The following is a 14,236-nucleotide window of genomic DNA, read 5'->3' as shown; positions in this document are numbered from 1 at the left end:
GAGAGGCCTTCAGGTTGACGGCGGCGTGCGGCAGTTTTGTTGCAAAACGGCCGCCGGCGCCAAGTTCCACAACGTTTCACGGCTGTGGAAAAGTCTCTGGTCAAAAAACGTACAGTTTGTTGCAGGCTATACGACTACTGGCTTTCAGGTCCTTACGCTCAAGTTATCCACAGGTGGTTCCACAGGGATTGTGGGTAACGCTCACACTTCAATGACAACCTGATGACGTCCACACCCGTTGCGCGCTGTGATGCAGGATGCCGTGGCGGCGGGCGAGGGCCGGGCGGTCCTTGCTGTAGCCGCCGCCGATCACACCCATCACCGGGATGTCGCGGCCCAGGCAGTGGCGCATCACGCTTTCATCGCGGGCGGCGACGCCCTGGTCTGTCAGCTTGAGGTAGCCGAGGGCGTCGTCCTTGTGCACATCGACGCCAGCGTCGTACAGCACCAGGTCGGGTTGGTAGAGCGGCAGTAAGTAGTTGAGCGCATCGTCCACCACCTTGAGGTAGTCGGCATCGCCCATGCCCATGGGCAACGGGATGTCCCAGTCGCTCTGGGCCTTGCGCGCGGGGAAGTTCTTTTCGCAGTGCAGCGATACGGTGATGGCGTCCGGTGTGTCGTGGAGGATGCGCGCGGTGCCGTCGCCCTGGTGCACGTCGCAATCGAAGATCAGCACACGGCTGACCCGGCCGCTGGCGAGCAGGTAATGGCTGATCACCGCCAAGTCATTGAAGATGCAGAAACCCGCCGGGTAATCGTAGTGGGCGTGGTGGGTGCCGCCGGCCAGGTGGCAGGCCAGGCCGTGTTCCAGGGCTTGTTCCGCCGCGAGAATCGAACCGCCCACCGCTCGCACGGTACGGCGGGCCAGGGCTTCGTTCCAGGGCAGGCCTAGGCGCCGCTGGTCTTCACGGGATAATTCGCCGCCCATGTAGCGCTCGATATACCCAGCGTCATGGGCCAGGGCCAGAATCTCCGGTGGGCACAGTTGTGGGCGCAGCAGTTGGCGGTCCTCGGTCAGGCCACTGTCTACCAGGTGGTCGCGCAACAGGCGGAATTTGTCCATGGGGAACCGGTGGTCCGCCGGGAACTCGGGGCTGTAGTCATCGTGGTAGATCAATGGCAAAGGCATGGGATTTTCTGACGGGAACCTGCGACGCATCTTACCCGCGTTGTACACTCACGCACATGGCAAGGGAGGGGACCCATGGAGCCGATACTGGAATTGGAAAGCGCACGCCTGGTGCTGCGCCAATGGCGCGACAGCGACCTGGCGGAGTTTGCGCGCATGTGCGCCGACCCACAGGTGATGCGCTATTTCCCGGCCAAGCTGAGTCACCTGGAAAGCGCCGCGCTGATCGGCCGCATTCGTGGGCACTTTGCTGAATATGGCTTTGGCCTGTGGGCCTTGCAGCGCAAGGACACCGGTGAATTCATCGGCCTCACCGGGTTGCTGAATGTCAGTTTCGAGGCTGATTTTACCCCGGCGGTGGAAATCGGCTGGCGCCTGGCCCGTGAACACTGGGGGCTGGGCTATGCCAGCGAGGCTGCCTGGACCGCATTGCGCTGTGGGTTTGATCGTTTGAACCTGGACGAGATTGTCGCCTTCACCACGGAAGCCAATCTGCCCTCACAAAAAGTCATGCAGGCCATCGGTATGCATTACGATCCCCAGGCAGATTTTGAACACCCCAAGGTCGCAGCCGATGACCCGCTGCGCCCTCATGTTTTGTACCGCATCACCCGCGCCCAATGGTTGGACACGCTGCACGGATAAGCAGCCCGGAATGCCCCATAGATTGTAGGAGTTGCTCTATGAGCCAAGTATTGGAAGATCTGGTGGACCTGCTGACCCTGGAGCCGATCGAGGAAAACCTCTTTCGCGGCCGCAGCCAGGACCTGGGTTTTCGCCAACTGTTCGGTGGCCAGGTGCTCGGCCAGTCGTTGTCGGCTGCCAGCCAGACCGTAGAAGAAGCGCGGCACGTGCATTCCCTGCACGGTTACTTCCTGCGCCCCGGCGATGCGAAGTTGCCGGTGGTGTATTCGGTGGACCGTGTGCGCGATGGCGGCAGTTTCAGCACGCGCCGTGTGACCGCGATCCAGAAGGGCCACCCGATCTTCACCTGCACCACCTCGTTCCAGTACGACGAACAAGGCTTCGACCACCAGACCACCATGCCTGTGGTAGTGGGCCCGGAAAACCTGCCGTCGGAGCTGGAGCTGACCCAGCAGCGCGCGCACCTGATCCCCGAGCACATGCGTGACAAGCTGCTGTGCCCAAAGCCGATCGAAGTGCGTCCGGTCACCGAAAAAGACCCGTTCAACCCGCAGCCGTCCGACCCGGTCAAGTACGTGTGGTTCCGTGCCGACGGCGCCCTGGCCGACTCGCCGGCGCTGCATAAATACCTGCTGGCCTACGCCTCGGACTTCGGCCTGCTGACCACCTCCTTGCTGCCCCATGGCAAGACGGTCTGGCAGAAAGACATGCAAGTCGCCAGCCTCGACCATGCGCTGTGGTTCCACGCCGACCTGCGTGCCGATGACTGGTTGCTCTACGCCATGGACAGCCCATGGGCCGGTAATTCCCGGGGTTTCTCCCGTGGAAGCGTGTACAACCGCGCCGGGCAACTGGTGGCCTCGGTGACCCAGGAAGGCCTGATCCGCCATCGCAAGGATTGGGCATGAGCCTGTCGGACATCAAACATTGGGTGTTCGACATGGACGGCACCCTCACGGTGGCCGTGCATGACTTCGCGGCCATTCGCGTGGCCCTGGAGATTCCGCCCGAGGACGACATCCTCACGCACCTGGCGGCGTTGCCGGCGGATGTCGCGGCGACCAAGCATGCCTGGTTGCTGGAACATGAGCGCGAGTTGGCGCTGGGTTCGGTCGCGGCTGAAGGTGCGGTGGCGCTGGTGCGCGAGTTGGCCGGGCGTGGTTATCGCCTGGGCATCCTGACCCGCAATGCGCGCGAGCTGGCGCACGTCACCCTGGAGGCGATCGGTCTGGCAGACTGCTTTGCCATCGAGGACGTGCTGGGGCGTGACGATGCGCAACCCAAGCCTGATCCGGATGGCTTGCTGAAACTGGCGGCCGCTTGGGACGTGGCGCCGAGCGAGATGGTGATGGTGGGGGATTATCGGTTTGACCTGGACTGCGGTCGGGCGGCGGGGGCGCGGACGGTGTTGGTGAATTTGCCGGAGAATCCGTGGCCGGAGTTGGTGGATTGGCATGCCGAGGATTGCTCGGTGTTGCGCCGGATGATTTAGATCGGTCTCTGAAGACCCAATGTGGGAGCGAGCAAGTCGAATCGTCGCACCGCCGCTCCCACAGTTTTATCCGGTTCCGTCAGTTATTTGGAAACAGTACCTTCTGGCCTTCCGGCGACGTAAACATCCCATCCCCGTTATGCCCCACCCCGGCACTTCCACAAGTTGATGGCTCAACTGCGGATGACGTTGCTTGAGGTAGTCAAAATAGTTGTGCCCACGAATCAGGCGATACGCGCCCTGGGTTTCGGCCTCACAGCCTTTGTCCAGCGCGTGATGGTTTGGGTCGATGTCCTGTTGGCCCAGCAGGTAGGTGATGTCGCGTGACACATACGCCTGTTCAAGCTGTTCGGCGCTCTGGCCTTGGGCGTAGGCCGGCAGGTTTTGCAGGCCGTATTTCCAGTCGTTGAAACCAGGGCAACTGGCAATGTCGAATTTCACCGGACGCTGCGGGGTGAAGTAGGCGTAGGAGGACGGGTTGGCCACCACGTAACGCAGGCGGATGCCTTCGGTTTGCAGTTTCGGATGGTCGTGGCTGGTGAGGGCAAACCGCTGTACCACCTGGCCACCCCCGGAATGCCCGGCCACCACGATTTCTTTCAACGCAGGGAACAGTTTGCGGTTGCCCAGGTGCTTGATGATCTGGTCGAGGGCGCCGTAGGAGCTGATTTGGCCTGGGCCGGTGGACGGCTCACCGGCCATCCAGCCGTTGTCGGTCCAACGCAGTAGCTGATTGTCCAGATGCTCGTGCCGCGCATCCGACTCAATAAGAAACCTTGGCGCGATCACCAAGGTGTTGGCCGCTTGCCCGGCATTCTCGGCCGCTTTCTCGCCGCTTTCCAGATAGGTTTGCGCATCGCGCAGGCGCCCATGCACGATGATCAACGCACGGGTGACGTTGGGCAGTGGCTGGCGCCAATCCTGGCTCAACCCCAGGCTCAGATCCCCGGCCTTCAGGGGGAAGCGATCGAGATTGGCCTCGTTGACGTTATGCCCGGCGGCCAAGGCGGAACCGGTGACCAGCAAACCCAGCAGCAATCCCAATCGTTTATTCATCTAAAGGCTCTTGGCGGTAAAAGTATCGCATTGAGTGATCTGGCCCTGGGCAAAGCCGGTCTTGAACCAGCGAACCCGCTGTGCCGAGGTGCCGTGGGTAAACGAGTCCGGCACGACGCGCCCTTGACCCTGTTGCTGCAAACGGTCATCGCCAATGGCGTTGGCCGCATTCAGTGCTTCTTCAATATCGCCCGGCTCCAGCCAGTTCAGACGCTTTTGCGCACGGTTGGCCCACACCCCGGCAAAGCAGTCGGCTTGCAGTTCCTGGCGCACCAGCAGACCGCCGTCACCCTGCATCTGCCGACCTTGCTGGCGCGCCGCCTGGATCTTCGACGAGATACCCAGCAGCGTCTGCACGTGGTGCCCGACCTCGTGGGCAATCACGTACGCCTGGGCAAAGTCGCCAGCAGCCTGGAAGCGCTGTGACATTTCCCGGAAGAAGTCCAGGTCCAGGTACACCTGCTGGTCCGCCGGGCAATAAAACGGGCCGCTGGCCGAGGTGGCCCCCCCGCAGGCGGAATTCACCCGGCCACGGAACAAGATCAGTTTCGGGTTCTTGTACGCCAAGCCGTTTTCCTGGAATACCTGGGCCCAGGTGTCTTCGGTATCGCCCAGCACCGCGCGGACAAAATCCGCTTGCTCATCATTGGCCGGCGGCGCCTGGCGCGATTGCGTGCTCACTGACGGCGCCTGTTCCATCTGGCCGGTCAACTGGCCGAGGATCTGCAACGGGTCCTGGCCGGTCAGCCAACCGATGCCGACGATCAGCACAATGGCCGTCAGGCTCAGGCCTTTGCCGCCACCAAAGCGCATGCCACCACCGCCGCCACCACTGTCATCGCGGGCATCCACCACGTTGTCGCTGCGTCGGCCTTTTTTCCATAGCATGGGGCAATCCTCTCGATGAACTGTGGAACAGTGTTGTTGGTGCGTAGGAATGGCGCCAGCCCGGCTGTCCGACAGGTACGAGAGCTGCGTAGTATCGCCGCTCTCGACTCTTGCCGGCAGGGGCGCCAGATGAAACTTGTGTCAGCAAAACCGGGTCAGTCGCGGCAGTAACCTTCGCCGGTATCCACCACCAGGCAATCCTTTTTATCTGCCAGCCATTTCAAACCGGTGGCTTCACCGTTGCCGGCGCTCAGCTGCTGTGGGCCGTCGGGGCGGGTAAAGGCGATGCCGTCTTCGTTCGCCTCGCCTTTGAAGGTACCGACGGCGTCATCATCCAGGCTGTATTTCATGGTCAGCAGGTAGTGACCACGGCCGATGCTGTCGTCCTTGGCGAGGGTGAGGTAGAGGCCTTCGACGCCGATCCATTTGCCGACCCATTTGTCGGTGGGCGGGGTTTCTGGCACTAGGGTGGCTTGTACGGAAGCCGGCGCGGGTTTAGGCGCTTCCTTGTTTTCCTGGTTGCAGGCGGTGAGCAGGGCAAGGGCAGAAAGAGCAAAGAGGATTTTTTTCATAGCAGCAAGGCCTTGGTTAAAAAATGTGCAACTGGGCGGTCAACTTGCAGGGTTGGACTCGAAACCCGTGATTTAGTGCGCTGTTCGCACGGTGTTTGGTTATGCTCTTGGAGCAGGCTCCGACCCGGCTGCTAGATTACCGGGTTGAGCTCGACCGCGCGCCACACACGAGAATCCGATGACCGTCAGTACCCCTTTATCCGGCGTCAACCATCCCTTCAAGGGCATTTTGCTGATTGTTTTGGCGACGTTTCTGTTTTCCAGTCACGACGCCTTGTCCAAATACCTCGCGGGGTTCTACCCGATCGTGATGGTGGTGTGGGCGCGTTACCTGGTGCACACCTTGTTGATGGCCGGGATTTTCCTGCCCCAATCGGGCCTGCGGGTATTGCGCAGCAAGCGACCGGGGATGCAGGTGGTGCGGGCGTTGTGCCTGTTGGGCACCAGCCTGTTTTTTACCGCGGCGCTGCATTACATCCCGCTGGCGGAAGCCACGGCGGTGAACTTCCTGGCGCCGATCCTGGTGACGGCGCTCTCGGTGCCGCTGCTGGGTGAGCACGTGACCCGTGGCCAATGGCTGGCGGTGATCTGCGGGTTTGTCGGCGTGCTGATCATCATCCACCCCGGCGGCGAATTGTTCACCCCGGCGGTGTTGCTGCCGCTGTGTTCGGCACTGTTCTTCTGCTTCTACCAACTGCTCACGCGCATCCTCAGCCAATACGACACGCCCACCACCAGCAACTTCTTTGCCGGCCTGTGCAATACCTTGGTGATGAGTGCGATGGTGCCGTTCTTTTGGCAGGTCCCGACGCTGTGGCATGGCGCATTGATGCTGGCCCTGGGCACTTGCGGGATGACCGCGCACTTGATGCTGACCCAGGCGTTCCGCTTTGCGGCGCCGGCCTTGCTGGCGCCGTTCGGCTATTGCCAGATCGTGTTTGCGGGGTTGTTGGGCTGGCTGGTGTTCAGCCATACCCCCGATGTGACCACAGTGGTCGGCATCGGGGTGATCTGCATGAGCGGGCTGGCCGCTGCCTGGCAGCAGCGGCGTAGGTAGAGTTAGACGTCTACGGTAGGAATCTTGCGTGGCGCCATGAAGTACATCCAGGTCAGCGCAATGAAGTACATCGCCGGGATCAGGGTGAACAACACGGTGTAGTTGTTGTTGGTCACGGTCAGGATGTGGCCGACGATCTGGGTCATGAACATGCCGCCGATGGCCGCGCACATGCCGCCGAAACCGAACACCGTGCTCATCATGTGCTTGGGCGTGTAGTCCATCACCAGGCTCCAGATGTTCGCGGTCCAGGCCTGGTGCGCGCCGATCGCCAAGGAGATGGCAAACACCGCGACCCACAACTGGCTGGAGCCGGCCGCCATGATCACGCCGACGATGCAGCAGGCGAACAGCAGCATCGACAGCAACCGCGCCTTGATCGAGTTCATGCCACGACCGATCAGGAACGACGACAGAATCCCCCACCCACGCTGCCGAAATCCGCCGTCAGGTAGATGATGATCAGCGGAATGCCCATCTGAGTCACGTTGATGCCCAGGTTGTATTGCTGGTTCAGGAACGGCGGCAGCCAATACAGGTAGAACCAGAACACCGGCGCGGTGAGCGCATAGGCGATGGCGAAGGCCCAGGTGCCGCGCATGCGCAGGATGCGGCTGAACGGTACGCCCGGTTGTTCCGGTTCGACTTGCTGCTGCACGTAGTCCAATTCGGATTGTTTAACGGTCGGATGATCTTCGGGGTTGTAGTACTTCAAGCCCCAGAACACCAGCCAGATCGCGCCAAGCGAGGCCATGCACAGGAACGCCGCCTGCCAGCCCCACACGTGCAGGATCAATGGCAGCAGCATCGGCGTCATCATCGCGCCGACGTTGGTGCCGGCGTTGAAGATACCGGTGGCCACTGCACGTTCACCGGCTGGGAACCACAACCGCGTGGTCTTGACGCAGGCCGGGTAGTTGGCGGCTTCGGTCAGCCCAAGGATAAAGCGGCACACCATAAAACCGACCGCCGAGGTCGCAAGGCCATGGGCGCCGGTGGCCAGGCTCCACAACAGCACGGCGCAGAAGAACACGCGTTTCACGCCGACCCGGTCGATCAAGCGACCTTGCAGCACAAAACCGATGGCGTAGCCGACCTGGAACCAGAAGTTGATGTTGGCGTAGTCCATCGCCGTCCAGCTCATCTCTTTGGCGAGGATCGGTTGCATGACGCCCAGCGCGGCGCGGTCGATGTAGTTGAGGGTGGTGGCGAAAAACACCAGGGCCAACATGCCCCAGCGCGTTTTGCCCACGGCGAGGGCGCCGCGGATCTTGTCGCCGATGCCGGCGTGCGGGGTGCCGTGGCGCGCGGCCAGGGCGGAGTTTTGCAGAGGCATGAGGTCGTACCCGTTTTTTGAAATTTTTATGGTGTGTTCTGGGTCTGTTACGTCATCGATGGTGCGCAGTGGCTAAAAAATCGTCAATTCGCCAAAGGGGCATAGTGTTCGATAATCGCACCAAAAACTAACTGGTTCGTACATTTTAATTGCTGCGGGTAGGCTAGGGGCGAATAATTTGCCACAAACAACAATTGCCGGGAGTCGCCCATGCAACGTTCCATTGCCACTGTTTCCTTGAGCGGCACCCTGCCGGAAAAGCTCGAAGCCATTGCCGCCGCCGGGTTCGATGGGGTCGAGATCTTTGAGAACGACTTGTTGTATTACGACGGCAGCCCCCGCGAAGTTAGGCAGATGTGCGCCGACCTCGGCATTGCCATCACCTTGTTCCAGCCGTTTCGTGACTTTGAAGGTTGCCGCCGTGACCGCCTGGCGCGTAACCTGGAACGTGCCGAGCGCAAATTCGATTTGATGCAGGAGTTGGGCACCGACCTGGTGCTGGTGTGCAGCAACGCCTCGGCCGATTGCGTGGGTGATGAGCGCATTTTGCTGGATGACCTGAGCCTGCTCGCCGAACACGCCGGCCGCCGTGGCCTGCGTATCGGCTATGAAGCGCTGGCCTGGGGCAAGCACGTGAACACCTGGCAGCAGGTGTGGAACCTGGTGCGCCAGGTCGATCATCCCAGCCTCGGCGTATTGCTCGACAGCTTCCACACCCTGTCGCTCAAAGGCGACCCGAGTGGGATTGCCGAGATCCCCGGCGACAAAATCTTCTTCGTGCAAATGGCCGACGCGCCGATCCTGGCCATGGACGTGCTGGAGTGGAGCCGGCATTTCCGCTGCTTCCCCGGCCAAGGCGAATTCGACCTGGCAGGGTTCCTTGCACCGATCATCAAGAGTGGCTACACCGGGCCGCTGTCCCTGGAGATTTTCAATGACGGCTTCCGCGCCGCGCCAACTCGCGCGAACGCGGCGGATGGCTTGCGCTCCTTGCTGTACCTGGAAGAGAAAACCCGCGAGCGCCTGAAGCAAGAAGCGCCGGCGCAGCCTGTTGAAATTCTGTTCGATACCCCGGCCGCCAGCGAGTACGACGGCATCGAGTTCCTGGAGTTCGCCGTGGATGAAAGCCTCGGCGCCAAGCTGACTCACTGGCTGGAACGCCTGGGGTTCGTCAAGGCCGGGCAGCACCGCTCCAAGAGCGTGAGCCTCTTGCGCCAGGGTGATATCAACCTGATCCTCAATTGCGAACCCTATTCCTTTGCCCACAACTTCTTCGAAGCTCATGGACCGTCGTTGTGCGCCACGGCGATCCGGGTCAAGGACAGCGCCAAGGCCCTGGAACGCGCGGTGGCCTACAAAGGCCAGCCCTATCGCGGGTTGGTCGGGCCCAACGAGCTGGAGTTGGCGGCAGTGCGTGCGCCGGATGGCAGCCTGATTTACCTGGTGGACCAGAGTGAAGGCGGCCTCTACGACACCGACTTCAACCTGCAACCTGCCGCGTCGTCCAGCGGCGGCTTGCTGCGTATCGACCATATGGCCATGGCCTTGCCGGCCGACAGCCTCGACAGTTGGGTGCTGTTCTACAAGAGCCTGCTGGATTTCGAAGCCGACGACGAAGTGGTGCTGCCGGACCCTTACGGTCTGGTAAAAAGCCGTGCCCTGCGCAGCCGTTGCAGTTCGATCCGCCTGCCGCTGAACATCTCCGAGAACCGCAATACCGCGATTTCCCACGCGCTGTCGAGCTATCGCGGCTCGGGCGTGCACCACATTGCCTTCGACTGCGCGGACATTTTCGCCGAGGTGCGCCGCGCCAAAGAGGCGGGTGTGCCGCTGCTGGATATCCCGCTCAACTACTACGACGACCTGGCGGCGCGGTTCGATTTCGATGACGAGTTCCTCAGCGAGTTGGCGTACTACAACGTGCTGTACGACCGCGACGCCCAGGGCGGTGAGTTGTTTCATGTGTACACCGAGCCGTTCGAAGGGCGGTTTTTCTTCGAGATCATCCAGCGCAAGAACGGTTATGCCGGCTACGGCGCGGCCAATGTGGCGGTGCGCCTGGCGGCGATGGCCAAATCGCGCAGCGGTGCGGTGCGTCAGGCGCGTTTATAACGGTGGGTCAGGTGCTTTCTTTCAGGCCGCATCGCGGCCCATAATCACGGCCTGCATAACACTGGCCGTGAGCGCACCATGACCACCGAGGCACCTCGCAAGAGTCGTAAGAACAATCCGGAAAAGACCCGCGAAAACATACTCCAGGAAGCCATCGTCGAGTTTGTTCAGCAGGGCCTTTCCGGCGCTCGCGTGGACGCGATCGCCGAGCGTATCCACACGTCCAAGCGCATGATCTATTACTACTTCGGCAGCAAGGAGCAGTTGTACGTCGAGGTGCTGGAGAAGCTCTACGGCGACATCCGCAACACCGAAACCCGTATGAATCTCACGGCGCTGGAGCCGCGCGAGGCGATCCGGCGGCTGGTGGAATTCACCTTTGATCACCATGACCAGAACGTGGACTTCGTGCGCATCGTCAGCATCGAAAATATCCACAATGCCGAGTACGTGAAGCGCACCGACACCATCAAGGCGATGAACAGCAAGATCCTTGAAGGGCTGGGCGAAACCCTGCGCCGGGGGGCCGAGTTGGGCTTGTTCCGGGAAGGGCTGGAGCCGTTGGACGTGCACCTGCTGATCAACTCGTTCAGCTTTTACCGGGTGTCCAACCGCCATACCTTCAGTGAGATTTTTCAGATCGACCTGTCGGATGAGGCGGTTAAACAACGGCATCGGGACATGATTTGTGATTCGGTGATGCGTTACTTGCAGGCTTGATCCGTCATGCTATGGAAATGCGCCAGCATGCGCTGCGCATCCGGCACTTCCCCACTGAACAGCTCAAACGCCTTCACCGCCTGAAACACCGCCATGTTGCCGCCATCCAAGGTACGGCAACCCAAGGCGCGGGCGTCGCGCAGCAGTTCGGTTTCCAGCGGGAAATACACGATCTCCGCCACCCACAATTCAGCGCGTAGCCAGGTGGCCGGAACCGGTGTGCCTGGCAGCTTGGCCATGCCCATCGGCGTGGTGTTGACCAAGCCATCGGCCTCGGCCAGGGCATTTTCCAGTTGGCTGCCCACTTGGGCCCGACCGGCGCCGAAACGCTGGGCGAGGTTATCCACAAGGTCGCGGGCGCGGCTGCTGTCCACATCGAAAATACACAACTGCTGCACACCTTCCGCCAGCAGCGCATGGGCCACCGCCGCGCCCGCACCGCCGGCACCCATCTGCACCACGCGTTGGCGTGCTACATCCTTCAGGTTGCGTCGAAAGCCTTCGGCGAACCCCAGGCAATCGGTGTTGTGGCCGATGCGCTTGCCGTTCTTGAACACCACGGTGTTGACCGCGCCAATGCCGCGGGCCTCGTCGGACAGTTCATCGAGCAGCGGTAGGATCGCCTGCTTGCACGGGTAGGTGATGTTCAGCCCGGTGAAGTGCATCAACTCGGCGGCGTCGAGCAAGTCGGGCAGGGCGTTGGTGTCCAGGTGCAGCGGCTCAAGGTCGATCAGGCGATACAGGTAGCGCAGGCCCTGGGCGTCGCCTTCCTGTTCGTGCAGGGCGGGCGTGCGGGAAGCCTGGATGCCAGCGCCAATCAGGCCGGCGAGGATGCGCGGTTTCATCGGGCCGACCCTTTGAGCAACTGGCTGAAATGTTCCAGGGCCAGGTGGTAACCGTGGCTGCCGAAGCCCGCGAGGACGGCCTTGGCAATCGGCGACACAAACGAGTGATGCCGGAACGCTTCACGGGCATGCACGTTGGAGAGGTGCACTTCGATCACCGGCACTTCACTGGCCACCAGCGCGTCTCGAATCGCCACCGAGGTGTGGGTCCAGGCCGCCGGGTTGATCACGATACCGGCGCAACGCGTGCGGGCGCCGTGGATCCAGTCGAGCAATTCGCCTTCGTGGTTGGTCTGGCGAAATTCGATTTTCAGCCCGAGTTGTTCGGCGCTGCGGCCACACAGGGCGGCGATATCGGCCAGGGTTTCATGGCCGTAGGTGGCGGGCTCGCGGGTGCCGAGCAGGTTGAGATTGGGGCCGTTGAGCACCAGCACGATAGGCGGCATTGGGAGTATCTCCACAGTTCTTGTTAGTTGTGCAGATAAAATGTACTGGTTAGTTAATTTGGTCAATTGATGGCGGCGGATGTGTTCGATTATCGAACTGTTAATCCGGCGATTCGCACAAGCGGATCAGATTAGATATCAATTGAAAATCATTCTCGACAACGCTTAATATGCCCGCCTATTTCCTTTACATTCCAGGGAGTCGGTTTGTCGGACGTGGATCTCAAAGGCCTGTTTCTCAAGCATGCCGATACCCTTCGCGGGTATCTGGCGCGCAAGGTACGGGACCCGCAGTTGGCCGCAGATCTGGTGCAGGAGAGTTTCCTGCGCCTGGCCGAAAAGCCCGCCGGCGAGCGCATCGACAACTCCCAGGGCTATCTCTATCGAACGGCGAGCAATCTGCTGATCGACCATATTCGCCAGGAAGCGCGGCGCAAGACAGACTCCGTGCCCCATGAGGCGCTGGCCGAGATTGAAGATGAAGTGGCCGGGTTGGAGGCTCAGGCAATGGCGCAGCAACAGCGACAGGCATTGAAGCAGGCACTGGCGGAGTTGCCGGAGCGCACCCAGCAGATTTTCCGTCTCAACCGTATCGAAGGCATGACCCACGCCCAGGTCGCCCGGCACCTGGATATCTCCGACAGCTCCGTACAAAAACACCTGGCCAAGGCGTTGGCCTACGTAATGCAGCGCTTGCAGGACGGCGAAGTGGCACCATCCGACGAATGAGTTACCGAAATGCGCCTCCTCAGACGTCACAGCGTTACATAACGAAAAATTCGAGATTCACACGTGAATAGCCAGGGTCCGCAACAGCACAGCATTACCGAGGCGGCCGCCGAGTGGGCGGTGCGCCTGCACGCCGGTGCCCTGACCGAACAGGAGCAGGCCGAGCTGCAGCATTGGATCGCTTGCGACAGCCGCCATGAAGCGGCCTTGCGTTTTGCCGAACAGACCTGGGCGGCGTTGGGCGATGTGTACAAGGACGAGCCCGTGCACCGCCAGCGCCCGTCAGCGGCAACGATGCCGGTGCGCCGCACCCAACGGCGAAGGCCATGGCAACGCGCGGCCGCCGTCGCATTGGTCGTGGTGGTGGCGGGAATTGGCTGGGTGCGCGGGCCGGAGGTGTTGCTGCGCATGCAAGCCGATTACGTCACCGCGAAAGGCGAGGTGCGCACCGTGCACCTGGCCGACGGCAGCAAGGTCGAGCTGGATTCCGCCAGTGCGATCCGCCTGGACTACGACGGTGTGCAACGGCGCATCAGCCTGCTCCAGGGCTCGGCGATTTTTGACGTGGCGCCGATGGTCGGTGAGGAAACCCGGCCGTTTGTGGTGCAAAGCGCCGGGGGGCAAACCCGCGCGCTGGGCACGCGGTTTGTGGTGGTGCGTGAAGACGACAGTCAGGCGTGGGTTGGCGTGCTGGAACACAGTGTCGAGGTGTCCCTGAACGCGACGCCAAAAAAGGGCCCGTCCGACAGGGTGGTCAAGGAAGGCCTGGCCGTACGCTACAGCCCTCAGCAAGGCATCGTGCCCTTGGATCAACTCGATGTTGCGCGCGCCACCAGTTGGCGGCGCGGTGTGTTGATCTTTGATCGCCAGCCGTTGGCCAATGTCATCGAACAACTCAACCGCTACCGTCCCGGGCGCGTGGTGTTGACCGACTCGGCCCTCGGTGAGCGTGAAGTCAGCGGCGTGTTCCGCCTCGACATGCTCGACACTGCCCTTGCCACGCTCACCCAGGAACTCCAGGTGCAACGCCTGGACCTGGCTGGCCTCAGCCTGATCTATTGATGACCCGGTGGGGGCCTGCTCCCACCGCCTGAAATCCCCCCTTCTGAAAAATTTTCAAAAAATCTTACTGACTTCCTGCGCGTCGCACGTCTTGCTAGGTGAGAAGCATTCGCATAAACAAAAAACGCTCAGCGCAGGGAACAACAG

Annotated in this window: 13 protein-coding genes and 2 pseudogenes; 8 read left to right on the top strand and 7 right to left on the bottom strand. The window is 61.4% G+C overall.

All coding sequences use genetic code 11. The features are described 5' to 3' along the window. Nucleotides 1-208: 208 nt before the first annotated feature. On the bottom strand, nt 209-1,129 hold the full coding sequence (locus tag AYR47_RS02945; protein WP_061434273.1) for a histone deacetylase family protein: 921 nt from the start codon (nt 1,127-1,129) through the stop codon (nt 209-211). Between the two features lie 75 nt (nt 1,130-1,204). Between AYR47_RS02945 and AYR47_RS02940 the strand changes: the two genes are divergently transcribed. The 3 genes from AYR47_RS02940 to AYR47_RS02930 are packed head-to-tail and all read left to right on the top strand — an operon-like array spanning nt 1,205 to nt 3,266. Further along, nucleotides 1,205-1,774 (top strand): GNAT family N-acetyltransferase, encoded by a 570-nt coding sequence (locus AYR47_RS02940; RefSeq protein ID WP_061434271.1) that lies wholly within the window; start codon nt 1,205-1,207, stop codon nt 1,772-1,774. Between the two features lie 38 nt (nt 1,775-1,812). After that, nucleotides 1,813-2,682: an acyl-CoA thioesterase II gene (gene tesB / locus AYR47_RS02935; protein WP_016976734.1), complete on the top strand. Its 870-nt coding sequence runs from the start codon at nt 1,813-1,815 to the stop codon at nt 2,680-2,682. Continuing rightward, on the top strand, nt 2,679-3,266 hold the full coding sequence (locus tag AYR47_RS02930) for an HAD family hydrolase (protein WP_038847561.1): 588 nt from the start codon (nt 2,679-2,681) through the stop codon (nt 3,264-3,266). The genes tesB and AYR47_RS02930 overlap by 4 nt, the downstream gene beginning before the upstream one ends. A 79-nt stretch (nt 3,267-3,345) precedes the next feature. Here the strand turns inward: AYR47_RS02930 and AYR47_RS02925 are convergent. From AYR47_RS02925 to AYR47_RS02915, 3 genes and pseudogenes are all read right to left on the bottom strand, one after another. After that, nucleotides 3,346-4,322 (bottom strand): annotated as a pseudogene (locus AYR47_RS02925) (alpha/beta hydrolase). Continuing rightward, nucleotides 4,323-5,210, bottom strand: a complete 888-nt coding sequence (gene ypfJ, locus AYR47_RS02920) for a KPN_02809 family neutral zinc metallopeptidase (protein ID WP_038847567.1) — start codon at nt 5,208-5,210, stop codon at nt 4,323-4,325. Between the two features lie 155 nt (nt 5,211-5,365). After that, nucleotides 5,366-5,782: a lipoprotein gene (locus AYR47_RS02915; RefSeq protein ID WP_061434269.1), complete on the bottom strand. Its 417-nt coding sequence runs from the start codon at nt 5,780-5,782 to the stop codon at nt 5,366-5,368. A 178-nt stretch (nt 5,783-5,960) separates the two neighbouring features. Between AYR47_RS02915 and AYR47_RS02910 the strand changes: the two genes are divergently transcribed. After that, nucleotides 5,961-6,839 carry a DMT family transporter gene (locus AYR47_RS02910; protein ID WP_033897907.1) on the top strand — a complete coding sequence of 293 codons (879 nt, stop codon included), beginning with the start codon at nt 5,961-5,963 and terminating at the stop codon, nt 6,837-6,839. A gap of 2 nt (nt 6,840-6,841) precedes the next feature. Here the strand turns inward: AYR47_RS02910 and AYR47_RS02905 are convergent. Beyond that, nucleotides 6,842-8,175 (bottom strand): annotated as a pseudogene (locus tag AYR47_RS02905) (MFS transporter). A 210-nt stretch (nt 8,176-8,385) separates the two neighbouring features. Between AYR47_RS02905 and quiC the strand changes: the two are divergent. Together quiC and AYR47_RS02895 are read left to right on the top strand one after the other, a co-directional pair. Continuing rightward, complete coding sequence (gene quiC, locus AYR47_RS02900) at nt 8,386-10,287, top strand: 3-dehydroshikimate dehydratase QuiC (protein WP_061434268.1); 1,902 nt, start codon at nt 8,386-8,388, stop codon at nt 10,285-10,287. A 78-nt stretch (nt 10,288-10,365) separates the two neighbouring features. Further along, on the top strand, nt 10,366-11,007 hold the full coding sequence (locus AYR47_RS02895; RefSeq protein WP_033897904.1) for a TetR/AcrR family transcriptional regulator: 642 nt from the start codon (nt 10,366-10,368) through the stop codon (nt 11,005-11,007). On the opposite strand, the gene AYR47_RS02890 is transcribed toward AYR47_RS02895, so the two are convergent. Next, nucleotides 10,992-11,852, bottom strand: coding sequence for a shikimate dehydrogenase (locus tag AYR47_RS02890; protein WP_061434267.1), 861 nt, complete (start codon nt 11,850-11,852; stop codon nt 10,992-10,994). The two genes, AYR47_RS02895 and AYR47_RS02890, sit on opposite strands and share 16 nt — an antisense overlap. After that, on the bottom strand, nt 11,849-12,298 hold the full coding sequence (gene aroQ, locus AYR47_RS02885) for a type II 3-dehydroquinate dehydratase (protein ID WP_061434266.1): 450 nt from the start codon (nt 12,296-12,298) through the stop codon (nt 11,849-11,851). Before aroQ ends, AYR47_RS02890 begins: the two co-directional genes overlap by 4 nt. Nucleotides 12,299-12,505: 207 nt before the next feature. On the opposite strand from aroQ, the gene AYR47_RS02880 reads away from it, so the two are divergent. Both AYR47_RS02880 and AYR47_RS02875 read left to right on the top strand, forming a co-directional pair. Then, nucleotides 12,506-13,027, top strand: coding sequence for an RNA polymerase sigma factor (locus tag AYR47_RS02880; RefSeq protein ID WP_028618031.1), 522 nt, complete (start codon nt 12,506-12,508; stop codon nt 13,025-13,027). A 63-nt stretch (nt 13,028-13,090) separates the two neighbouring features. Then, on the top strand, nt 13,091-14,089 hold the full coding sequence (locus AYR47_RS02875; RefSeq protein WP_061434265.1) for a FecR family protein: 999 nt from the start codon (nt 13,091-13,093) through the stop codon (nt 14,087-14,089). Nucleotides 14,090-14,236 lie beyond the last annotated feature (147 nt).

The sequence above is a fragment of the Pseudomonas azotoformans genome, from assembly GCF_001579805.1.
Classification (GTDB): domain Bacteria; phylum Pseudomonadota; class Gammaproteobacteria; order Pseudomonadales; family Pseudomonadaceae; genus Aquipseudomonas; species Aquipseudomonas azotoformans_A.
This window is presented reverse-complemented; position numbering and strand designations above follow the sequence as displayed.

Excerpts from the sequence above, each read along its gene's own strand:
- AYR47_RS02945 (WP_061434273.1), bottom strand. The coding sequence starts at position 1,129 with ATGCCTTTGCCATTGATCTACCACGATGACTACAGCCCCGAGTTCCCG.
- AYR47_RS02940 (WP_061434271.1), top strand. The coding sequence starts at position 1,205 with ATGGAGCCGATACTGGAATTGGAAAGCGCACGCCTGGTGCTGCGCCAA.
- tesB (WP_016976734.1), top strand. The coding sequence starts at position 1,813 with ATGAGCCAAGTATTGGAAGATCTGGTGGACCTGCTGACCCTGGAGCCG.
- AYR47_RS02930 (WP_038847561.1), top strand. The coding sequence starts at position 2,679 with ATGAGCCTGTCGGACATCAAACATTGGGTGTTCGACATGGACGGCACC.
- ypfJ (WP_038847567.1), bottom strand. The coding sequence starts at position 5,210 with ATGCTATGGAAAAAAGGCCGACGCAGCGACAACGTGGTGGATGCCCGC.
- AYR47_RS02915 (WP_061434269.1), bottom strand. The coding sequence starts at position 5,782 with ATGAAAAAAATCCTCTTTGCTCTTTCTGCCCTTGCCCTGCTCACCGCC.
- AYR47_RS02910 (WP_033897907.1), top strand. The coding sequence starts at position 5,961 with ATGACCGTCAGTACCCCTTTATCCGGCGTCAACCATCCCTTCAAGGGC.
- quiC (WP_061434268.1), top strand. The coding sequence starts at position 8,386 with ATGCAACGTTCCATTGCCACTGTTTCCTTGAGCGGCACCCTGCCGGAA.
- AYR47_RS02895 (WP_033897904.1), top strand. The coding sequence starts at position 10,366 with ATGACCACCGAGGCACCTCGCAAGAGTCGTAAGAACAATCCGGAAAAG.
- AYR47_RS02890 (WP_061434267.1), bottom strand. The coding sequence starts at position 11,852 with ATGAAACCGCGCATCCTCGCCGGCCTGATTGGCGCTGGCATCCAGGCT.
- aroQ (WP_061434266.1), bottom strand. The coding sequence starts at position 12,298 with ATGCCGCCTATCGTGCTGGTGCTCAACGGCCCCAATCTCAACCTGCTC.